The organism is Herbinix hemicellulosilytica (assembly GCF_002904165.1).
Classification (GTDB): Bacteria; Bacillota; Clostridia; order Lachnospirales; family Lachnospiraceae; genus Mobilitalea; species Mobilitalea hemicellulosilytica.
In genome coordinates this window covers 176,474-198,341 of record NZ_CVTD020000017.1, presented here as the reverse complement: position 1 = coordinate 198,341, position 21,868 = coordinate 176,474, and the positions used below count along the sequence as shown (strand labels likewise).

Genomic DNA, 21,868 nt, shown 5'->3' with positions numbered 1-21,868 from the left:
CATATCAAGAAGTAATCAATATTTATAAAATATAGTAAGGGGATATTAAAATGATATGGGCGAAAGAGGAAACGCTACCAAGACAGGAAATAGAAAATATTCAGTTTACAAGGCTTAAGGAAACTTTAAAACGGGTTTATGAAAAGGTGCCTGCTTATCGTAAGAAAATGGAACAGGCAGGAATAAGCTGTGAAGACATCAAGGATCTTAAAGACCTTAAAAAACTTCCGTTTACTACAAAACAGGACTTAAGGGATAATTATCCTTTCGGTTTGTTTACGGTACCGAAAAAAGACCTGGTGCGCATACATGCTTCTTCAGGTACCACAGGAAAGCCTACCGTAGTAGGCTATACAAGAAAAGACCTGCAAATCTGGACAGAATGCGTATCCCGTATTGCCTGTATGGGAGGTGCCACTTCGGAAGATATAGCCCAGATTTGCTTCGGATACGGAATGTTTACAGGAGCTTTGGGTCTTCACTATGGTCTGGAAAATATAGGAGCTGTTGTATGCCCTGCTTCTGCAGGTAATACTAAGAAGCAGATTATGTATATGCAGGATTTTGGGACAACCCTGCTTGTGGCAACGCCGTCATATGCTTTGCATATTGCCGAAGTTGCCAGGGAGATGGGGCTAGACCCGGAAAAAGATTTAAATGTAAGAATCGGTCTTTTTGGCGGTGAGGGTATGTCCGAAGCCATGCGCAGTGAAATGCACAGGCTTTGGGGAAGCAAAATGACGGTCACTCAAAATTACGGCATGAGTGAACTTATGGGACCGGGGGTATCCGGCGAATGTCTTGAATTATGCGGTATGCATATTAATGAGGATCATTTTATTCCGGAAATTATCGATCCGGATACGGGCGAAGTCTTGCCGCCGGGAGCAAAGGGAGAACTGGTTATTACCTGTATAACAAAAGAGGCTCTTCCTTTAATACGCTACCGGACAAGAGATATAACAAGACTTTTCTATGAACCCTGCAAGTGCGGCAGAACTACGGTCAGGATGGAAAGTTTGTCCGGCAGATCCGATGATATGCTTATTATCAGGGGTGTTAACGTATTTCCAAGCCAGATTGAGGAAGTGCTGTTTAAAGTGCCTGAAATCGGGGCTCACTATGAAATTGTTGTGGACAGAAAAGATTATTTGGATTTTATGGAAATTAAGGTTGAACTGGCAGACGAATCTCTGCTTGATTCTTATGCCAAACTTGGCGAACTGGAAAAGAGGATAAAATCAAATCTTAGGACTGTGCTTGGCCTGGATGCAGCCGTAAAACTGGTTGCGCCAAGAAGCCTTAAGCGATTCGAAGGTAAAGCAAAGCGTGTTACGGACCTGCGTAAAATGTAAGATTATTAAGATTAATATAGTATGTATGTGTAAATAAACATAGCAACGAAATCAATCAAGGCAATAGATATGTTTTATTTAAAAGATATAAAATATGTCCTGACGTAAATGCAAAAAAAGTAAATAGCCAGATGAAAAAAGGTGTAATTTAACATTTTTATGTATTATAATATAAGCAAAACGTATGACGTTAAATCGGTACATAAGAAAGGAGAAGACAAGTGTCTGATAAAGTATTGATGCTGGGCAACGAGGCTTTTGCCCGGGGAGCTTATGAGGCAGGGTGTAAAGTGTCTGCCGCATATCCCGGTACGCCCAGTACGGAAATCAGTGAAGCTATAGTCAAGTATGATGGGATATATTCGGAATGGTCACCCAATGAAAAGGTAGCCCTGGAGGTAGCCATAGGAGCATCCATAAGCGGAGTCAGGGCTTTGGCATCAATGAAGCATGTAGGATTAAACGTTGCCGCTGACCCTTTGTTTACCGCTTCATACACCGGTGTTAACGGAGGCCTGGTAGTAATAGTAGCAGACGATCCGGGCCTTTACAGTTCGCAAAATGAACAGGATACAAGAGCAATTGCAAGGGCGGCAAAAATTCCGGTACTGGAACCTGCAGACAGCCAAGAAGCGAAAGAGTTTGTTAAATTCGCATTTGAATTAAGTGAAAAGTATGATACGCCTGTTATTGTAAGAAGCACAACCAGATTATCCCATTCCCAGGGACTGGTGGAATTAAATGAAAGGCTTGATATAGAGGATAAACCATATGTCAGGGATATAGCTAAATATGTTATGATGCCCGGAAATGCAAAACAGCGTCATCTGGTTGTAGAAAGCAGAGAGCTTGCGCTTATAAAAGACAGCTGCGATTTTCCGATTAACAAGGTTGAATACAAAGACTCAAAAATCGGCGTTATCACTTCGGGTATCCCTTATCAATACGTGAAAGAAGCTCTTCCGGAAGCTTCGGTGTTAAAACTGGGAATAGTAAATCCTCTGCCGAGAAAACTGATTGAGGAGTTTGCATCCAGGGTAGAGACCCTTTATATAATAGAAGAACTGGACCCGGTAATTGAAGAACAGGTAAAATCCTGGGGGATTAATGCCATAGGAAAAGATATTCTTACGGTACAGGGAGAGTATTCCGCCAATATGTTAAGACGGGCCATAAAAGGTGAAAATATATCTTTGCTTCCGGCAGCGGAATTGCCTAACAGGCCTCCTATATTGTGCCCGGGCTGTCCTCACAGGAGTGTTTATTCCGTATTAAAGAAACTAAAAATTCACGGAGCCGGGGATATTGGCTGTTATACTCTGGGAGCTGTTGCTCCGTTAGGAGTAGTGGATACAACAATCTGCATGGGCGCCAGTATTTCGTCCCTGCACGGAATGGAAAAGGCCAAAGGCAAGGAATATATCAAAAACTGGGTGGCTGTAATAGGAGATTCAACATTTTTACATACAGGCATAAATTCACTTATAAATATGGTATACAATAAAAGCACCGGGACGGTTTTAATTCTTGACAATTCCACTACAGGAATGACCGGGCACCAGGACCATGCCGCTACAGGAAAGACCCTTAAAGGAGAGGATACATATGCGGTTGATTTGGAAGCACTGTGCAAAGCAGTAGGTGTACCTAACGTTTACGTAGTGGATGCTTTTGATATAAATTTGCTGGAAAAGACTGTCAAGGAAGCGGTTGCCTCGGACGAACTTGCGGTCATAATAGCAAAGGCTCCTTGTGCCTTGCTTGATAAATCACCGGTAACAAAGCAGTATACCGTAAACCAGGAAAACTGCAAGAAATGCGGGCAATGTATGAAACCCGGATGTCCTGCCATTACAAAGACGGAAAACAGCGAGATCGTTATAAACGATACCATGTGTAACGGCTGCGGCCTGTGCGAATCTTTGTGTAAATTCAATGCTATATGCAGTATCAAGGTAAGATAGGAGGACAACCATGGAAACAAAGAATATTATGATTGTAGGTGTAGGCGGACAAGGGACATTGCTTACCAGCAGAATCCTTGGCGGTCTTACTATCCAGGCAGGATATGACGTAAAGCTTTCCGAGGTTCACGGGATGGCACAGCGGGGCGGCAGTGTTGTTACTTTCGTAAGATACGGAAAAAAAGTATACGAGCCCATTGTCGAGGAAGGACAGGCGGACATCCTGATAGCTTTTGAAAAATTGGAAGCCTTAAGATATGCACATTTTCTTAAAAAAGACGGTGTAATAATTTTAAATGACCAAAGAATTGATCCTATGCCGGTTGTCATAGGGGCAGCAAAATATCCTTCTGATATTATTGAAAACCTTTCTTCCAATCACAGAATATATAGGATAAATGCCATAGATGAAGCAAAAAAGCTGGGAAACAGTAAAGTATTCAATATGATTGTACTCGGCATGGCTGCTAAGCATATGAACTTTTCTAAGGAAGAATGGCTGAATGTAATTGAAAAGACCGTGCCGCCAAAGACAATAGATATAAACAAAAGGGCATTTGAGATCGGATATGGTTTGGGCGAGTAAATACTGTGAAATTCATAATTACTTCATTTTACTGATTTACTATGTGAAGGTTGCTGATATTGATTTAATTACTTATCGATTTAAAGGAATCGTATAGATTATATAGAGGGAGGGGGTATAGCTGTGATCCGGCAATTGTCCGTTTTTATTCAAAATGAAATCGGCAGTGTTGCGCAAGTAACCGCCATATTAAAAGAACATAGTATAAACTTGAGGGCCATAGCTTCATTTGACACACCGGAATTTGCCATATTACGAATAGTAGTAGACCGACCGGACGAGGCAAAAAAATATTTAATTGAGAAAGGGTATGCGGTTACCGTTTCGGATGCTATTGCCGTAGAGCTTGAAGACAAACCAGGGGTTTTGAATGATATGTTGCAGTTAATAGCCAATGAGGGACTTGGGATAAACTATATCTATTCAGTCGTATTTCGCAGAAATAAAGCTCCTTTAATAATCTTAAATACAAGCGACCTGGAAAAGACCAAGTTATTACTAACAGATAAGGGGTATTCTGTTGCCGAACAGGAGGATATATTATGATATGGAATGAAACCAAAGAATGTATGAGCAGGGATGAACTTATAAACCTGCAAAGTGCCAGGCTGAAAAAGACAGTAAGCCATGTTTATCATAATGTGGAATTCTATCGAAAAAAAATGCAGCAGCTTGGTTTGGAACCTGGTGATATCAAAGGGATAGAAGACCTGCATAAGCTTCCCTTTACTACAAAGGATGATCTTAGAGAAAATTATCCTTTCGGACTGTTTGCCGTACCCCAATCCCAGATTGTCAGGGTACATGCTTCGTCCGGTACAACCGGCAAGGCTACCGTAGTCGGATACACCAGAAGGGATATTGAGATATGGCAGGAGTGCGTAACCAGGGTACTTGCCATGGCAGGCATAGGAATAAACGACAAAATACAGGTGGCTTACGGATACGGACTTTTTACCGGTGGTCTGGGACTTCATTATGGAGCTGAAAATTTAGGAGCAACAGTTATACCCATGTCTACCGGCAACACCAAAAGACTGATAACAATGATGGAAGATTTTGAAGTAACTGCAATTGCATGTACACCCTCATATTTGCTTCATATAGCCGAGTGCCTTGAAGAGGAAGGCAAGCTTGATAAGATAAAACTGAAAGCTGCAATCTGCGGTGCCGAACCATGGACGGAAAATATGCGTAAGGAAATTGAAAACAAACTTAACCTTAAGGCATACGATATTTATGGCCTTAGTGAAATACTTGGTCCCGGTGTGGCTGCAGACTGTGAGTATCATAAGGGACTGCATATTTACGAAGATCATTTCCTGCCGGAAATAATCAACCCCCAAACCCTTGAGCCCTGCAAGGAAGGAGAGATCGGAGAACTGGTTATTACCACCCTGACGAAGGAAGCCCTGCCTTTACTCAGGTACAGGACAAAAGATCTGACAAATATTACATATAAGCCTTGTGAATGTGGAAGAACCATAGCCAGAATCGGAAGATTTAAAGGACGTTCAGATGATATGCTGATTATCCGGGGCGTAAACGTATTTCCGTCTCAGGTTGAAGCTGCTTTGCTGGAACTGGGTGAAACCAGCCCTCATTATTTACTTATTGTTGACAGGGTAAATAATCTGGATGTTTTGGAAATCCAGGTTGAAGTCGAAGAACATTTCTTCTCTGACGAGATTAAGGAACTGGAAAACCTGACAAAGAAAATTGCAGGCGTACTACAGTCGGCTCTCGGATTATCTGTAAAGGTTACTTTGGTTGAGCCTAAGACTATTGCCAGAAGCGAAGGAAAGGCCAAGAGAGTTATCGACAAGAGAAAATTGTATGAGTAGGACCGTATTGTTAAACAGTTGATTGAAAAAGGAGGGGTACCATGCTAATTAAGCAGCTTTCTGTATTTATAGAAAACAAGGTGGGAAGACTGGAAGACGTCACAAAGGTATTAAAGGATCATAATATAAACATAGCATCCTTTAGTCTGGCAGATACGGCGGAATACGGTATGTTAAGAATGATTGTCTCAGACCCGGAAGAAGGAAGGCGGGTTTTGAGAGAGGAAGGATTTTCCGCCAGTCTGGCTGATGTTATAGCCGTAAAGATAGCCCAAAAACCCGGAACCTTGCATGAAGTTTTAAAAATACTTTTTGATGCGGGATTAAGTGTAGAATATATGTATACACTTTCAACCACCGGAAAAGATACTTCAATAATTATGAAAGCATCCGATTTAAATCTTGCCCTGGAAGTATTAAGAGCCAACGGGTATGAGGTATGCAGTGACAAAGAAGCTTATGAAATAAATAATATTAACAATAAATAATGTTTGACACGGCTGTAAAAGAATGATATGATTGGTTTATTGCTGAAACAGTTCGGCAATTAAATATTTATTTTTTGGAGGATTTTTTTCATGAACAAAGGTACAGTTAAGTGGTTTAACAACCAAAAGGGCTTTGGTTTCATCTGTGATGAACAAGGCAACGACATTTTCGTACACTATACAGGTCTTAATATGGAAGGCTTCAAGTCTCTTGAAGAAGGCCAGGAAGTAGAGTTCGAAATCGTACAAGGAGCTAAGGGGCCTCAAGCAACTAATGTAACCAGATTATAATCAATGTTGGGTTTACAATGTACCTTTTTCAAACTTTATATATAAGATATAAGTTTTAAAATAGGCTATATTGTTATAACGGAATTGATTATAAAAAATCCTTAAGGGTTTTCCTTAAGGATTTTTTTATGCTTTTTTATAGGGGAAATTGGTTATCAGGTGTCAAAAGGCAATAAAGTAACTTACATGGAGTATTATGCAGACGGATTAAGAGCAGGAAAATATACAAATACAAGCTCTGATCTGTATGTCTATGATTTGTCCGGACGAGTCGTTGCTGAGGCCCATAATTCGTATAATATAACTGCAAACTATGTATGGGGACCTGACAGAGTACTGGTTAAAAAGGATACCGGTGGAGGGGAATATTATTCTCTTTATAATGGCCACGGAGATGTAGTCCAGATTGTTGACAGAAACGGAAAAATTGTAAATAATTATAAGTATGATGAATGGGGTAATATCCTGGAAAGCAATGAAAACATAAGTAATCCGTTTAAATATGCAGGAGAAATATTTGATGAAGAGACTGGATTATATTATCTTAGAGCAAGATACTATGATCCGGCGTTGGGTAGGTTTATTAATGAGGATACTTATGAGGGACAAGTTACAAATCCGCTTAGTTTGAATTTATATTCCTATTGTTATAATAATCCGTTAATTTATAAAGATTCTAGTGGTAATAAACCATTTTCACTATATAATGAAATATCAAAATTTCTTATTAATATAAGACAATCTATATCACCTAAAAAGTGGGATAAGTTTAAATACGAGTTTGAACGTCTGGAAAAACTTCTAAGCTGCTATTATGATGATTAATAAGGAGGAAGTAAAAATGGGCTTTTGGGGTTCAGGTCTGTATGCCAATGATACTACTTGTGATGTGCGTGACAGTTATATCAAACTGCTGCAGGATGGATATAGCAACGAGGACGCTTATAAAGCAATTATGGAAGATTATGAGGAGCTAATAGGAGACATTGACGAACCTCTTTTTTGGTTTGCTTTAGCTGAAACCCAGTGGAGGTTGGGACGCCTTCTTCCTGAAGTAAAGGAAAAAGCTCTTGAATGGATAGAAAAAGGTGGCGGTTTGGAGTATTGGGATGATAGCAAAAGCGGTGGAGCCGGTTGGAAAAAGACTTTAGGGAAATTAAGAGAAAAATTGGATTCGCCTATGCCCAAAGAGAAAAAGGTACGAAAACCACGTGTAGTTGATATGAATTTGTGGAACATCAATGATGTTTATGCATATCAGTTTCATGAAGGTAGCATATATGGACACGATTTTGATGGGAAATATGTATTAATTCAAAAAATTGGGGAGAGTATTGATAAGTTTTCAGGAAAACCCAGCATGAGAATTCATATAATAGACAAAATCTTTGATTATCTACCTGATTTATCTGATATGAAAGATAAGCGAATATTACCATTAGATTTTCCTTTAAGGACCAAGTTGAGTGATGGGTTTATTAGGATGAGTGCATTGATACTTATGACCAAAAAAACGGAGTATCCTGAGAAATATCTAACTTATATAGGAAATATACAAGGACCTGCTAATCATAATGACATTGAATGTTATTTAGAATGGCATAATATTGAAAGATGGTTACCTGATTTTTATAAAAAATGGAAAGAGCTTAAATATGAGACAGTAGAAGAAGGGGTATACAAGTATAATCAACCGTAAACTTGGTTTTTGAGCCAATCACTATGTAATAAAAACTTATAAAGCCCGGCAAGCCAAATAGGTAAGCCGGGTTTTCTTTTGGATATAGCAAAAACCTTGTCAAAAAAATAGAAAACCCCCGTTGTTTATACATCAAACTTTGATGATGATCTTTTTATTTTCGGAATATACCAAAAAGGTAAGCGTATTACTTTTGGAAACATGGGAAGCGGTTTGGATTTCTAAATATTAATAAAAGTAAAAATAAAAGACGGCATAGAAAAATCTATAGCCGTCTTTTGATATTTAACTGTGTATTATATTTAAAATATCATTACTTACCGAATTCTTTCCTGTTAATCCAATCAAGCAGATTATACAATGGCTTAAACAATACCAGGGTTATTATATAATTAGCGATGCAGTGGGTTACATCGAAGGGTATACCGTTTATGAAACCGGCCAATGCCATGGGTAAACCGCCGATAAAAATATACGGTATAGAGCAAAGGGCGCCAAAGCCAAGCCCGAAAGCTCCGGCTACAAGAGCCCAGAAAAAAGATGATCTGTTCTTTCTGAAAATCATTGTTATCAGCATCAGCACAGTCCATACATACAAATAGCATATCCACCAGGAACCAAACCCGAAGATTAACCCTTCCGCAAAGACAAAGATATATATTATGGATAAGGTTTTCCACCCGAAAACTATGGTACTGATAATAATCAGCAAAGATACCAGTTCAATGTTGGGCAAAAATGATAATGCAACCTGAACGGTTAAAAGCAAGGCCGACATAATGCCGACTATTACAATATCTTTAGTTTTTGATGATATTTTCATAGCTTTAATAACCTTCCATCAGGGTAAGCTCGTATTTATCTTTATCCTGAATGTTTATCAGGTCTATTCCGGTAAATATTTCTTCCCCGTCCTTTGTAATGCACCACCATTCCTGCTTTGATTCGTCGGCTTTGCGGCCGTTAACTTCGGTAATATAAAAACCGTAAGTACTTGTCTGGCCTTTAATCATATCTTTTTCTTCCAATGCCTGACGGAGTGTATATGCCTCAGTTGTTATGACAAACTCCTGGACATCTTCGCCCGGAACAATAACCTGTACGGTTATCTCCTTAACACCTGGAGATGAGGGGTTCCTTTTGTTCAAAAACAGGTAAAGCAAAAGAACTGTGAGAGCAAAAAGACCCAGTGTTGCTAAAAATACTTTTAACCAATATTTTGCTTCTTTCATATGTATCTCCTTTCTTTTTGGCGGCTTTCTCTGCCAAAAAGGCAATAAAAAAGCCTTTCGCATGAATAGGAAAGGACAATAAAGAAAGGATCTTTATTGTACCTTTGTCCATGACTCGTGGAAACCTAGGTACGGGTTTTAAGCAGGTCTTCTGACTTGTGGATCATTGCCTTTGGCTCCGGCCTTCCCAGATATAAATATCCAGTGGCTTATCAAATTGATGGAGCAGGCTCCCCACTTACAGCGGCGAGACCGTACAGGATTTGCACCTGTTTCCCTATTATGCCCGAAAACCATAGTATTTATCAAAAATTCCTATCGGTATCCGGGACACTTAAAACCCATAGTTTTCTATATATAGCTGTTTTTGGTACCAAACAGCCAATATATTGTATGTAAAGTATATATCAACTGGGTATACTTGTCAATATAAAATTAAATCTGTTTATAAAATAAGATGTAAAAGGTATATTGGATAAATTAATCATGTATGGTATAATGTTCATTATAGTTAATATTTGTATTTATATAACGGATATTAATAATAAAAAAGGAGTAAGGGCAGAGTATGAAAATAACACAAAAACCATTCGGAAAAACAAAAAACGGGGAAGAAGCCACATTATATACTATAACTAACAGTAACGGCATGAAGGTATCATTTACCGACTATGGGGCAAATATAGTAAGCATAATAGTACCTGACAGGAACGGAAAATTAGATGATGTGGCTTTAGGTTTTGAAAATATAGAAGGTTATGAGGATAATAAGCCCGGTTTTGGTTCTTTTATCGGAAGATCTGCGAATCGTATCGGAGGAGCAAAGTTTGAGCTTAACGGAAAAGTTTATGAATTAGAAAAAAATGACGGAGCAAACAATCTCCACGGCGGAAGTCCGGGATACAACAAGGTTATGTATGATACGGAAATTTTTGAAGACGGGGATATGATAAGCATTGAGTTTTCCAGATTAAGTCCCGATGGTGAACAGGGTTTCCCCGGCAATTTAGATATTACGGTAACTTACAGCCTTACGGATAACAATGAACTGGTTATCGAATATCATGCGGTTTCTGATAAGGATACGGTTGTAAATCTGACCAATCATTCATATTTTAACTTATCAGGTCATAACAGCGGGGATATCCTTAATCATAAGGTTTGGATAAATGCAGACAAGTTTACTCCTACGACCGATGATTTAATTCCAACGGGAGAACTGCGGGATGTATCAGGAACTCCGATGGATTTCAGAACATTAAAGCGCATCGGAGATGATATAGACAGTGATTACGAACCTCTTCGTCAGGCGGGAGGATATGATCACAATTACGTGCTTAATAATGAGTCAGGTGAAGTAGAAAAAGTTGCAGAGCTTGTGGATGAATCAACAGGCCGGGTAATGGAAGTGTTTACAAATAAGCCGGGAATGCAGTTTTATACAAGCAATATGCTGACTCCCGTAGAGAACGGAAAAGACGAGGCAACTTACGGAAAGCGGGCAGGAGTATGTTTTGAAACCCAGTATTTCCCCAATGCCTGCAATATTAAGTCTTTCCCGAGCAGTATATTAAAGGCCGGCCAGGAATATGATTTCGTAACCATTTACAAATTTTCTTGCAGATAATATACAATTTTTACCGCACGGTAATAAATATATAAGTGTTAATTTCTTAAGTATAAGGCAAATTTAAAATATCTGTATTTTATATGTTAAATGAATACTAAAAAAGCGCAAAATAAAGCGGCCCTATTTTAATAGGACCGTTTTTATATATATAAAAAAGAGGAGAGCCCGGTAGAGGGGGGAGGGTAGCTGCCGGGCATGTTTTATGAAAAAAATTATCTTATAGGCAAGCAGCAATTACATATATTAAATATTACTTAATAACTTATCTTTAGTTTAAATTAATTATAGTTACTAATTGTAATGTTAATATGGATAGATTGTAAACAATTTGTTAATATTTTATTAGTTTATTGGGACATTTTTTAGCATATCGCTATCGTTGTTATTTTCCATTTCAATTGTAATGCAATAATATGTAAGTATTAAAATAGTTCAATGTAACTAAATATATAATTCATTTGAAATAAAAGCAGGAAAATTGATATAGGAAAAAATAATAGTACTCAGCTTTTTATATGTTAAAATAAATTGTAAAGGTATATTTTTTAAGATAATAGAAGGAGTAAAGAAATGCGCGTATTTATTACGGTAATGAGCATACTTATTCCTGTGACTATGATTATACTGGGACATTATTTTCGAATAAGGATGCCAAAAAAGATTAATTTTTATTTTGGCTACCGTACAAATATGTCAACTTATGTGCAATGCGGCTATTTGATATTAACTTTAATACCAAAGGAAATTGCCTTAAGAAAAACCTTTGATAAAAACGGGAACAGAAAAAAGTAGGAGGTCGGCTTATGATAGGCAAAATTGTGGAAGAACAGAGAAAGTTTTATCTGACAGGAAAAACCTTGGATTATAAATTTCGGATGAAAGCATTAAGCAGGTTAAGGAACGCCATTATCCACTATGAAGAAGACATATATGATGCTTTGGCTAAGGACTTGAATAAATCTAAAACAGAAACCTATCTTTGCGAAATAGGAATAGTTCTAGATGAAATTCGTTATCACCAGAGAAATCTCCACAGGTGGATGAAAAAACGGGTAATTATGCCGTCCATAGGGCAGCTTCCGGGAAGATGCTATAGTTTACCTGAACCTTATGGGGTAACACTGATTATGGCACCATGGAATTATCCTATAAATCTTTGCTTTGCTCCGTTAATCGGAGCGATCTCTGCAGGAAATACCGCCGTACTTAAGCCCTCGGCTTATGCACCGGAAACAAGCAAGGTTATAGAAAAAATAATTTCAGAAGCGTTTCCGCCGTACTATATAACCGTCGTTTCCGGAGGACGAAAGGAAAATGCTTTACTGCTGGGGCAAAAATTTGACTATATATTTTTTACCGGTAGCCCGACTGTCGGAAGGGTTGTTATGGAGGCGGCAGCCAAAAATCTAACGCCCGTTACATTGGAACTGGGTGGAAAAAGTCCGGTTATAGTTGATGAAACAGCCAATATACGGCTGGCAGCAAAAAGAATTGCATTTGGAAAAGTGACAAATGCCGGTCAAACCTGTGTGGCCCCGGATTATCTTTTGATTCACAGTAAAGTGAAGGATAAGTTTATAATTGAATATAAGAGGGCATTGCAAAAATTTTTCCCCGATAATGATATGTCACGAATGGTAACTATAATATCAGAAAAACATTATGAACGGTTGAAAAATCTGCTGACTGACGGCCGTATTATATTGGGCGGGCAATTTGATGACGAAAGGTTGTTTATAGAACCAACCCTTATAGATGGTGTCGGTTTATCTGCTCCTATAATGAAGGAAGAGATATTCGGACCGATTCTTCCTATAATTACTTATGATAACCTGGATGAATGTATTGAAGTAATACGGTCTCTTCCCAAACCTTTGGCATTATATATTTTTTCAGAGAACAGAAAGAATATCAGAAAAGTACTTAATACCTGCTCCTTCGGTGGAGGCTGCATTAACGATACCATTTTGCACTTGGCGAACCCCAGGCTACCTTTTGGCGGAGTGGGTGAATCGGGTATGGGCAGCTACCACGGCAAAAAAAGTTTTGAAACATTTACCCACTACAGGAGTGTATTTAAGCAAAGCTCCAAAATTGATATTCCTATAAGATATATGCCGTATACGGAAAAGAAATTACGCCTGCTAAAAAATATACTTAGATAAGTATATATAATTTGACAAAGCCGGATTTATAAGGCCTGTTATTATACAGGCTTTATTTTTATTGAAAATGTTTTATTAAAAGAGAGTTCCTTAAAAAAATTTCCTTAATACTATAATATTAATCAAAAAAATTTGCATATGCATGATAATGCATTATCTTGCTACGGGAAAATTTAGTGATTTTAAGTTATTCTTACGGCAGTCAGATAAATTTATTTGAAATTTTTGGATTATTATAAATTTATAAGAAATTTTGACGAAAATCATATATATGTATGTAGCTTATAAAGGTGTGGCTTTTTCTAAAATTTTGTCATATAATATTATGAAAAATATTGTAGGAAATTGTTGTCGAATTGAATTATAAGGAAACGGTTACATCAATTGCAGAGTTTTAATTTATGTCCTCTGTGAATAATATTAACAAACATACATTTATGATAAATCAATTTTTGGCTTTAATAGTTTAGGGAGCAGGTGGTCTTATGGCAAATGTTTTTCGCAAGTTAATAAGAAAGGAATTGGGTGAAGTTAATTATCACCGTTATTCATCTTTTATAAAAAAGAATATAGATAAACGTAATATAAATGAACGGTTAAACGACAGCCAGATCATATTCAATGATATGTATGAAAAATTAAAGTCCAGAGATATAAATTCCATATCAATGATGCATAAAAGATTAAATGACACTATGCTTCTTGCATTTCGCATAAGCAAAAACTTTGGTTTTGCTTTTTTAGTGTACCTTATGGCTACTATATATCTGCTGTTAAGAGATATGAACCCGCAGCTTACTACTATATCAGTAGTACTTGTTAATATAAGCTTTTTATATAAGGTTTATGAATTTATATCCAATAAATTCTGCTATGTAGATGCCCAGCTTATACTGGTTTACAAAGCAGTCCTTGACAGGCTTATATTAAACAATAAAAATAATATAAAAGATGAATGATATTAATAATTTTTACCTGTTGGGGACAGAAATATTTATATATCGGAAACTAATAGAGCAATTTTACATTTATTAAATACGGCTGCATAAAGGGGCGCTTAATTAATGTAAGATTGCTTTTATTTTACAGAATTTTGATATAAAAAAACATTAAAATTTTCATTGCACCCATATTTAAAATATTTTATAATGTTATGAGAACATTGAACAAGGCGTACTTGTTCAAAAAAATTTAATAAGGAGAATTACAGATGAAAAATATTTTTGTTTTTGATCATCCGTTAATCCAGCATAAAATTTCTTATCTTAGAGATAAGAATACGGGGACTAAAGAGTTTCGTGAGCTTATGAGTGAAATATCAATGCTCATGGCATATGAAGTAACCAGGGATTTGCCATTAACGGAAATACAGGTTGAAACACCTATCGGGGTTGCAAAAACAAAGATAATTTCCGGCAAGAAACTGTGTATAGTTCCCGTACTTAGAGCAGGTCTGGGTATGGTTGAAGGTATACAGAATTTAATTCCTTCCGTAAAGATAGGACATATCGGACTTTATCGTGATCATGATACATTACAGCCTGTAGAGTATTACAGTAAATTCCCTGAGGATATCAGCGAAAGAGAAGTTATCATATTGGAACCTATGATAGCATCAGGCGGTTCATTATCTGCAGCAGTAAGAATAATTAAGAACAAAGGCGTAAAAAATATTAAAATCATGAGCATTTTGGCAGCCAGAAGCGGTATAGAAAAACTGGCCACCGAGCATCCCGATGTAAATATCTACTGTGCTGCAATCGACGAAAAAGTTAATCAAAACTGTTATATAGATCCTGGTCTTGGAGATGCAGGCGACAGATTATTTGGCACAAAATAATATTTTGGTTAGAATATAATCCCACATATATCTTTAAAGGTATATGTGGGTTTTTTGTGTGCTGGTATGGGAATGAGCGCAATATAAGGGTGAATAAATATTATTTATACATAGTGACTTACATTTATTGACAAATAGCAAATATTGGATATATTATAGTTATAAAATAATAATGGGGGTGTAAGTTAGATGAAAAAAAGAAAAAGTATTTTCCTGTTATTCATAATGTTACTTCTTATAATAAATACACTTTTATTATCAGGAGCAGATTATGGTAAAGGTGGATACGTGCTTTCAGCACCTGTACAACCTACAACAGGACTTAAATTCTATGTGGACTATTCAGCGATATCTAAATATGGTTCAAGTCCGTTTATTAATGCAGCTTTTAATTGGAACGGGGACTATAAAGCGTATGTATCACAAGTTGTTGTATATCCTGCATCTAGGCCTGCAGAACATTTTGTGATAGAGGCAGGGCCAATGACATATAACCATCCTGGTGAAACATATTTTTATACAATAAATGGAGATTTAATAGACAGTAATACTGCTATGGATTCAAACTTAATTTATAGATGTTCGATAAGGATAAATTCTAATTCGAGTGTTTTTGATAATCCTAATGTATCCAATCAAACCTACTTAATAAAAACAATAAGACATGAAATTGGTCATGTCTTTCTTCTCAAACATCCAACTTTGCCATATCGTTCTATTATGCATTCGGGAGCACCGACTTCCAGTGGAAGTGTCTCGGATGAAGTGACTACAATGGATAGGCAAAATTTGATAAGTAAATGGGGTCAATAATATTAAAAAGGAGTGCTGGTAAATGAAAAAGATAGGTTTATGTATTATGTGTATGATATTAATGCTCGTATTGGTTTCTTGTAAAACCAAAAAAGATTCCGATATGCCTTCCGATATTGAGGTTGTACGTCTTCAGTCAGAAAGAACATACTATGAAAACCTTGAGCAAATAGAGGATCAGGCCACTATAATTGTAAAGGCTGTTGTAAGCGAAAACCTCGGTCAGGAAGTTGACACTATATATGATTATGCTTTGCAAAAAGAATTGCCGACATACGGGTATACAAAATGGGAAGTTGAAGTAACTAAAGTATATAAGGGAGACGTAAAAGTCGGAGATAAACTGGTATTGTTGCAGGAGTATTACATATGGACGAAATCTGACGGTAAAAAACAACTGGTGACATCATCCTCGGTTAAACCGTTAAATCAAGGTGAAGAATACCTTATGATACTTAGATATGAAGAAATGCTGGGAGGATATTCGACAGTTGGCGATTATCAGGGCATATTTGCCATACCGACAGATGAAGTTATGGCAATGATTGAGGACGGGAAAGCAGAGAAATCAGATTTTGATATCTACTATGATGACGAACCACTGAATTATCTGTTTCCGCTATACAATGAAGTAATTGAGAAATATTTCAAATAAGGATAAAATGTAGATTTATATTTGAGTATAAGCAACCATAGCTTGGCGCATCTGTTTTTTGCTATATTTTTATTCATATATGTGAAAATTATACACCTATATAAGCTTGCCATTATCGCATATTTGCCCCAAAACACCAATATATTATAGTGATATAACATAATTATTGGTGAAGCTATGGTTAATCAAAACACAAATAATATTAAGGACAATCAAAATACTAATAACGATGAGAAAAAAATCATCTCAGATATTACTTTGTTTGTAAAATTAGGTATTATTGTATTAACGGTTCTGGCTATTGTCGGGCTGGGAATAAAATTTTTACCGGATGCAATCACAGTGTCTAATATCGGTAAAAAAAGAGACCTTCCTATCTATAGTGTTGAAACGGATGAAAATAAGGTGGCTTTAAGTTTTGACGCTGCTTGGGGTAACGATGACACACAGAGAATTTTGGACATTCTAGAAAAACACAATGTAAAGGTTACATTTTTTATGACCGGTGAATGGGTAAGAAAATATCCGGAAGATGTTAAAAAAATAGCTGCGGCAGGCCATGATCTGGGAAATCACAGTGAAAATCATAAACAGATGACAAAACTGACAAAAGAACAGTGCAAGGAAGAAATAATGAAAGCCCATAACAGGGTAAAAGAATTGACCGGAATTGAGATGGAACTTTTCCGCCCGCCATACGGAGATTACAATAACATGGTTGTAGGAGTAGCCAGAGAATGCGGATATTACACTATTCAGTGGGATGTGGATACACTGGACGTAAAAAGAAAGTCTAAATATAATACTCAATTTCAATACTTTTATCTTTATGAAATGTAATACTTTTAACTAATACTCTACACATATTCTTTACCTTGTTGAAATCGCCTGAATTTAGGGTTTCTTCCAATGAAGATATTTGATCAATAATTTCCTCCAATCCATCTATGTTATTTCTTGAGCTGCGCTCTTCGAGTTCTAATTCGTTAAGTTCTGAGAGTAATTGTGATTTATGAACATCTAAAGTTTCTATTTTTTTATTTATGTATTTGTTAACAGTAGTATTGCCTTCGGCTATTGAATTAAGGAGATTATCTATTTCTGCATCTATACGGGTTATTTCCATCTCAATAGCATTCTTTTTTGCTAAATAACTTGGACTGGCCTTATACTCCTGCTTAGCAGATATAATCTTTTGTTTTACCTCATCGGAAGAATAATGTTGGGCAATATCAGAAAAAATAATTGGATCTGCATACCGTTGTGAAATCACTGGAAGAGAACACAAGTCCTTAGCACGATTCTTCTTTGTGCTACATATATATCCTCTGTAGTTTTTTCCGTCACATACTGTAGAAACAGAGTATCCGCATTCACCACATTTCATAAGTCCTGTAAAAACGGATGTTGTGCCGGTTCCTTTCCTTGCTGGCTGACGCTTTTTTTCATTTTTCTTTGCTTGGACTAATAACCATGTATTACTATCTACAATAGGTTTGTGGGGACTTACTATAAAATATTGCTTATCTATACTCCGGCAGCGTTTGTGTTTTCCGGCATTTTTTTCTGTTTTACCATATAAATTTACTGATTTTAAGCCATCGAATTCTGTGATGTTATTAATAATATTAGCATTTAAATTTTTAAAATAATTATAGATTTTTATATCATTAGGTGCATAAAGCGGTCTCCATAGTATTTCAGATACAACCCTACTGGTCCATACAGCTGCACCAGCACTACCTCCCCTGGAAGGGATTTGGAGTTCATTAAGTTTATTTACGATTTTGCCAACAGAACCATCTGGTTCAAGATACCAATTATATATATTACGAACTATTTCTGCCTCATACTCATCTGGTTCTAAAATTGTAAATCTCTTTCCGTCAGGTCCTGATACTTTTTTGAGTTTATACCCATAAGGAGCAGGTCCACCTCCCCAGCGACCTAATTTTGTACGGGAATAATAATTGTCAGTTATACGGTCGGCTATTGTCTCTCTTTCAAGTTGTGCAAAGGTCATTATTATATTTACCATAGCCCTGCCAAGCGGTGTCGATGTATCAAAATTTTCCGTAACAGAAACAAATTTAACGTTATAGTTTTCAAATTCAACAATTAAATTACTAAAATCAGCAATAGAACGACTAATTCTATCAAGTCGGTAACATATTACCATGTCACCATTTCCAGCTTTTATTTCTTCCATCATTTCCATAAAACCTGGGCGATTTAAATCTTTACCTGAATATCCTGCATCTTTAAAAATTTTATAATCCCATCCGTTATAATTACAAAACGTTATACATTTCTCGATTTGACTTTCAATTGATATACTGTCCTTTTTTTCTACAGATTGCCTTGCATAAATAAGCTTCATTTAAAAACCCCCATATTAAAGAAATGGTAACTCTTCGTCTATAGCATCAGGTATACCTAATAATGCTAGACCGTCATGTTCATCTTTTTCTTCTTTCCAATCTTTTAAAAGACCATCATTATAAAACGTAGTTCTGGATCCACATTTTGGACAGAATCTTGCATTTGTAGGAACTTCAGATCCACATGGTGTATAATCAGTAGGAAGAGAATTTTTAAACTCTCTATCATCGCAATAATTAACAAGTAAAGTTCCGCATATTTGGCAATAAAGTCCTTCAATATTGGTTTCTTCATTATTGCATTTAGGACAAATTTTAAGCTTTCTGTTTTGATAAGTTTCCATTGATTTATATTTCATATCATTGCCTCTTTTGTTTATTGTTTTACTACTGCCACAAACAGGGCAGAATTTTGCATTAGGTATAATAAAATAATGACCGCAGATCTTACAAACTCTTTTATAATAGTATCTATTGTATACATTCAAGGCTTTAGCTTCTATTCCGCATATATGTATTGATTTTAAATCATCATATAATAGATCAATTCTTGTTTCAGCTGCTTTTTTAGTTATGCCAAATAATAATGATATTTTTTGCGGCATTATATTGTGCATATCTTTTACTATTACTGCTGGGGTAAGTACATTTCGCGCAAACGCATTACTTTCGTTTTCTAATACTTTATATTCTTCTTTGGTCAAAGAACCCCTATATAATTTTGTTGCCTCAAAATCTATTAGATGATTAAGATATATATGGCCTATTTCATGAAGTAATGTAAATATAATTCTTTTTTTAGGCTTTCTCATATCATTATATGCAATAGTATAGTTGTAACCATCATATATAGTATAACCATCTTCACTTCCAAGGCATTTAATAACATCCTTAATAGAACAGTTGAATTCATCAGCTAGCTCTGAATATTTTAATAGACCCCATTTCATTTTAGTAATTATTTCATACACATTGACTGGATAATCAGAAATTGAAAAGTCATTTAAAAAAGTATAAGCAATCTGAACGCAATAATCATACCTTGCATACTTTGGTATCTTCATTTTTCTTTTGCCTCTTTACCTTTTTGGGACATGTATTTAATCATATCTATTGCTAATTTTCTGTTTTCTTCTGGTAACTCTAATAAATTTCTAGCTGCAGCCATTATGTTTTCAGGTATGTCATTATTTACTGCTTTTGTTCCTAATAAATAATCTGTTGAAACATTAAAATAGTCTGCAATTTTTACAATTGTAGGAAGAGATGGGCTTTTTTTGCCCTGTTCGTACAATGATATCATAACATCTGAAACGCCGATAGCTTGGGCGAGTTCCTTTTGCGAAACATTTTTTCCTTCTCTTAATACTTTGATTTTATCACCCAACATAATGTCAATTCTCCTTTTTTAAAATAATTAACTAAGGGTATTGACATTAACCATTGGTTAGAGTATAATTTAATCAACGGTTAAGACATTACCCGCTGGGTAAGTTATTTATTAACAACCACTAGCAAGGTTAATTATAACATAACCAGCGGTTAATGTCAACTGAGTATTTGTAATTTTTTGTATAAGCGAGGTGAATTTATGGATTGGCACGAGGCTGGGAAGAAAATTTATAATGCACGGATTAAAATGGGCCTTACTCAGGAAGAGCTCGCAGTAATAGTAGGTGTTACACCAGCATCTATAAGTTATTATGAGAGCGGGAAAAAGCGTCCAACATTTGAAAAAATCAAAAAGATATGCCTTGCTCTAAATATAGACATATCAGAATTATAATTTTTTTTACCCTGCATCTAACCATAGGTTAGATACTACATAATCAAAGGTTTAGTAAAGTTGAACAAGCAGTACCGCATATCCATTTATATGGAGGTGGTTGAATGGAGCAATACAAAAATGTAACTGTCCGAATTATAAACGGGTGTAAAGTTACCTCTAAAACCATATTGTTATCCGAAGAAGAAGAAAATAAAAAATTGACAGAAATAAAACAAATGTTTCTAGAACTAGCAAAAAAAGCAAAGGATAAAACCGCGTAAGCGGTAAACGGTGGACAAGCTTGAAAGGAGGGACAAGCTATCAATAAACAATTTCTGAAAGAACTTGCAGCCTTTTCTGCTTTTTTGATCAGCTTGTTTTGGATCTTGGGCACAGCCGGTGCATCCGATCTGGGCAAGATCAGCCTGGGACAGTGCATATGGCGGCTCGGGATAGGAGTAGCTGGTTTGTACATATCAGCCAGAATAATTAATTCATTTTCAAGAAAGGAGGGAAGTGATGGGGAAAAAGATTGAGATCAACCTGGTGGAACATCTTGATGTTAAAGATGTAATGGAACAAATAACATACGAATTGCAAATGGCAAAAAACACTGGCAAATGTACTTATCAAGAATTAGAAAATGCACTGATACATTTGGAACGAGCCAGAGGAGCTTTTACAGCCTTGTTTTTATTAGACCTTTTGCCGGAAGAATTTGAGAGGGCTACTGTTGAGGATTTAAATCGAATCACGGACAAGCTTACAGATATCCGGAGGAAAAAAGAACAGGAAGCTGTTGCTCGACGAATGCAAAGAATGAGCCCTTAAGGAGCGGCAACTCCAATCGGGCCCAGAAGAAAGTATCCTAAGTAAATTTTAGCATGAAATTATAAGGAGGTCAATCAGTAATGAAGAATACAGGTATTGTAAGAAGATTAGACGATTTAGGAAGGGTAGTAATTCCAATGGAAATAAGAAAGACCAGAGATATAAAAGAAGGTGACCCTATAGAGATATATGTCGAAGGAGACATGATTTGTTTAAGAAAGATGCCGGAAAAATCATGTGGAATATGCGGTGGCACGGATAACCTGGTTGAAGTGGATGGAACTTATATATGTCTGGAGCATGCATATAAGCTACTGAAGAGAGTA

At 36.4% G+C, this 21,868-nt stretch carries 25 protein-coding genes, 1 pseudogene and 1 riboswitch; of the genes and pseudogenes, 21 read left to right on the top strand and 5 right to left on the bottom strand.

The features are described 5' to 3' along the window. Positions 1-50 precede the first annotated feature (50 nt). The 9 genes from HHT355_RS08815 to HHT355_RS08775 all read left to right on the top strand — a co-directional run bounded on the left by HHT355_RS08815 (position 51) and on the right by HHT355_RS08775 (position 8,227). The gene (locus tag HHT355_RS08815; protein WP_103203075.1) at positions 51-1,355 is read left to right on the top strand and encodes a phenylacetate--CoA ligase family protein; all 1,305 of its coding nucleotides are present in this window, start codon (positions 51-53) and stop codon (positions 1,353-1,355) included. A gap of 221 nt (positions 1,356-1,576) precedes the next feature. Then, on the top strand, positions 1,577-3,319 hold the full coding sequence (iorA, locus tag HHT355_RS08810) for an indolepyruvate ferredoxin oxidoreductase subunit alpha (RefSeq protein WP_199179179.1): 1,743 nt from the start codon (positions 1,577-1,579) through the stop codon (positions 3,317-3,319). A gap of 10 nt (positions 3,320-3,329) precedes the next feature. After that, positions 3,330-3,905 (top strand): indolepyruvate oxidoreductase subunit beta, encoded by a 576-nt coding sequence (locus HHT355_RS08805; protein ID WP_103203074.1) that lies wholly within the window; start codon positions 3,330-3,332, stop codon positions 3,903-3,905. A 123-nt stretch (positions 3,906-4,028) separates the two neighbouring features. Further along, positions 4,029-4,451 carry an ACT domain-containing protein gene (locus HHT355_RS08800; protein ID WP_103203073.1) on the top strand — a complete coding sequence of 141 codons (423 nt, stop codon included), beginning with the start codon at positions 4,029-4,031 and terminating at the stop codon, positions 4,449-4,451. Continuing rightward, positions 4,448-5,749, top strand: a complete 1,302-nt coding sequence (locus tag HHT355_RS08795) for a phenylacetate--CoA ligase family protein (protein WP_103203072.1) — start codon at positions 4,448-4,450, stop codon at positions 5,747-5,749. Before HHT355_RS08800 ends, HHT355_RS08795 begins: the two co-directional genes overlap by 4 nt. Before the next feature lie 41 nt (positions 5,750-5,790). After that, positions 5,791-6,237, top strand: coding sequence for an ACT domain-containing protein (locus HHT355_RS08790; RefSeq protein WP_103203071.1), 447 nt, complete (start codon positions 5,791-5,793; stop codon positions 6,235-6,237). Positions 6,238-6,327: 90 nt separating this feature from the next. Then, positions 6,328-6,528, top strand: coding sequence for a cold-shock protein (locus HHT355_RS08785; RefSeq protein ID WP_103203070.1), 201 nt, complete (start codon positions 6,328-6,330; stop codon positions 6,526-6,528). A gap of 159 nt (positions 6,529-6,687) precedes the next feature. Further along, entirely contained in the window at positions 6,688-7,353 is a 666-nt protein-coding gene (locus tag HHT355_RS08780; RefSeq protein WP_199179178.1) for an RHS repeat-associated core domain-containing protein, read from the top strand. A 16-nt stretch (positions 7,354-7,369) separates the two neighbouring features. After that, the gene (locus HHT355_RS08775) at positions 7,370-8,227 is read left to right on the top strand and encodes a hypothetical protein (RefSeq protein WP_103203069.1); all 858 of its coding nucleotides are present in this window, start codon (positions 7,370-7,372) and stop codon (positions 8,225-8,227) included. A 313-nt stretch (positions 8,228-8,540) separates the two neighbouring features. Here HHT355_RS08775 and HHT355_RS08770 read toward each other — a convergent pair whose 3' ends face one another. Together HHT355_RS08770 and HHT355_RS08765 are read right to left on the bottom strand one after the other, a co-directional pair. Then, positions 8,541-9,050 (bottom strand): hypothetical protein, encoded by a 510-nt coding sequence (locus tag HHT355_RS08770; RefSeq protein ID WP_103203068.1) that lies wholly within the window; start codon positions 9,048-9,050, stop codon positions 8,541-8,543. A gap of 4 nt (positions 9,051-9,054) precedes the next feature. Then, positions 9,055-9,459, bottom strand: coding sequence for a DUF4430 domain-containing protein (locus HHT355_RS08765; RefSeq protein ID WP_158245941.1), 405 nt, complete (start codon positions 9,457-9,459; stop codon positions 9,055-9,057). Positions 9,460-9,583: 124 nt separating this feature from the next. Beyond that, positions 9,584-9,764, bottom strand: a riboswitch (cobalamin riboswitch). Between the two features lie 263 nt (positions 9,765-10,027). Between HHT355_RS08765 and HHT355_RS08760 the strand changes: the two genes are divergently transcribed. From HHT355_RS08760 to HHT355_RS08725, 8 genes are all read left to right on the top strand, one after another. Continuing rightward, a complete protein-coding gene (locus HHT355_RS08760) occupies positions 10,028-11,086 on the top strand; it encodes an aldose epimerase family protein (protein WP_103203066.1) in 1,059 nt (352 codons plus the stop codon). A gap of 573 nt (positions 11,087-11,659) precedes the next feature. Next, the gene (locus HHT355_RS08755) at positions 11,660-11,881 is read left to right on the top strand and encodes a hypothetical protein (RefSeq protein ID WP_103203065.1); all 222 of its coding nucleotides are present in this window, start codon (positions 11,660-11,662) and stop codon (positions 11,879-11,881) included. Between the two features lie 11 nt (positions 11,882-11,892). After that, entirely contained in the window at positions 11,893-13,254 is a 1,362-nt protein-coding gene (locus HHT355_RS08750) for an aldehyde dehydrogenase (protein WP_103203064.1), read from the top strand. Positions 13,255-13,739: 485 nt separating this feature from the next. Continuing rightward, positions 13,740-14,213, top strand: a complete 474-nt coding sequence (locus tag HHT355_RS08745; RefSeq protein WP_103203063.1) for a hypothetical protein — start codon at positions 13,740-13,742, stop codon at positions 14,211-14,213. A 251-nt stretch (positions 14,214-14,464) separates the two neighbouring features. After that, positions 14,465-15,094, top strand: a complete 630-nt coding sequence (gene upp / locus HHT355_RS08740) for a uracil phosphoribosyltransferase (RefSeq protein ID WP_103203062.1) — start codon at positions 14,465-14,467, stop codon at positions 15,092-15,094. Positions 15,095-15,283: 189 nt separating this feature from the next. Beyond that, positions 15,284-15,907: a hypothetical protein gene (locus tag HHT355_RS08735; RefSeq protein ID WP_103203061.1), complete on the top strand. Its 624-nt coding sequence runs from the start codon at positions 15,284-15,286 to the stop codon at positions 15,905-15,907. A gap of 22 nt (positions 15,908-15,929) precedes the next feature. Next, complete coding sequence (locus tag HHT355_RS08730; protein WP_103203060.1) at positions 15,930-16,562, top strand: hypothetical protein; 633 nt, start codon at positions 15,930-15,932, stop codon at positions 16,560-16,562. A 177-nt stretch (positions 16,563-16,739) separates the two neighbouring features. Further along, positions 16,740-17,402, top strand: coding sequence for a polysaccharide deacetylase family protein (locus HHT355_RS08725; RefSeq protein WP_103203059.1), 663 nt, complete (start codon positions 16,740-16,742; stop codon positions 17,400-17,402). On the opposite strand, the gene HHT355_RS08720 is transcribed toward HHT355_RS08725, so the two are convergent. From HHT355_RS08720 to HHT355_RS08710, 3 genes are read right to left on the bottom strand one after another with little or no spacing between them, the layout of a single operon-like run. Beyond that, entirely contained in the window at positions 17,356-18,942 is a 1,587-nt protein-coding gene (locus tag HHT355_RS08720) for a recombinase family protein (protein ID WP_103203058.1), read from the bottom strand. The genes HHT355_RS08725 and HHT355_RS08720 overlap by 47 nt on opposite strands. A gap of 15 nt (positions 18,943-18,957) precedes the next feature. Then, complete coding sequence (locus tag HHT355_RS08715) at positions 18,958-20,007, bottom strand: ImmA/IrrE family metallo-endopeptidase (RefSeq protein ID WP_103203057.1); 1,050 nt, start codon at positions 20,005-20,007, stop codon at positions 18,958-18,960. Next, positions 20,004-20,333 (bottom strand): helix-turn-helix domain-containing protein, encoded by a 330-nt coding sequence (locus tag HHT355_RS08710; protein WP_103203056.1) that lies wholly within the window; start codon positions 20,331-20,333, stop codon positions 20,004-20,006. The genes HHT355_RS08715 and HHT355_RS08710 overlap by 4 nt, the downstream gene beginning before the upstream one ends. A gap of 201 nt (positions 20,334-20,534) precedes the next feature. Here HHT355_RS08710 and HHT355_RS08705 point away from each other — a divergent pair, with 201 nt between their 5' ends. The 4 genes and pseudogenes from HHT355_RS08705 to HHT355_RS14010 form a co-directional block, all read left to right on the top strand. Then, positions 20,535-20,729 carry a helix-turn-helix domain-containing protein gene (locus HHT355_RS08705; RefSeq protein ID WP_103203055.1) on the top strand — a complete coding sequence of 65 codons (195 nt, stop codon included), beginning with the start codon at positions 20,535-20,537 and terminating at the stop codon, positions 20,727-20,729. A 104-nt stretch (positions 20,730-20,833) separates the two neighbouring features. Further along, positions 20,834-20,992, top strand: coding sequence for a hypothetical protein (locus HHT355_RS13650; RefSeq protein ID WP_158245940.1), 159 nt, complete (start codon positions 20,834-20,836; stop codon positions 20,990-20,992). 238 nt (positions 20,993-21,230) lie between these two features. Then, on the top strand, positions 21,231-21,542 hold the full coding sequence (locus tag HHT355_RS08700) for a hypothetical protein (protein WP_103203054.1): 312 nt from the start codon (positions 21,231-21,233) through the stop codon (positions 21,540-21,542). Positions 21,543-21,622: 80 nt separating this feature from the next. Beyond that, positions 21,623-21,731, top strand: a pseudogene (locus HHT355_RS14010) (AbrB/MazE/SpoVT family DNA-binding domain-containing protein); the annotation flags it as partial. Positions 21,732-21,868: the final 137 nt, after the last annotated feature.